This window comes from Salinimicrobium oceani (genome assembly GCF_012037645.1).
The window spans coordinates 1-359 of record NZ_JAAVJR010001107.1; the positions used below are offsets into that span (position 1 = coordinate 1).

Below are 359 nucleotides of genomic sequence, written 5' to 3' on the forward strand. Positions count from 1 at the left end.
GAAGAAACCGAGAGTTTGGCAGTCCATATCCTGTTGCGGTCGTCTGAGCTATGACTGTAGGTGCCGTTGAAATTCGCCCAAACATCGCCGGAGGATGCACCTGAAGAAGCAGTAAAAGGATCGGCTGGACCGCCGCTGTCCCAGGGATCAATATTGCTTGAAGAAGCCGAGGTGTAGGCCGAAATTCCCACATCTATGGTCAAAACATCGTCAGCATTCAGAGGAATGGATACCACAAAGGTCGGGGTAAGGTCCGAAAGTTCTTCAGTGCCTATCCCTCCGCTTACCGCAGCATTATCGCCGTCCTGGGTGTAAAGGCTGGTGAGAAATTCCACCTCTGTACTCTCCAAAACACGTGG

General features: G+C 51.8%; 1 pseudogene. It reads right to left on the bottom strand.

What is annotated here, in order from left to right:
* Positions 1-359, bottom strand: a pseudogene (locus HC175_RS21005) (DUF3570 domain-containing protein); the annotation flags it as partial.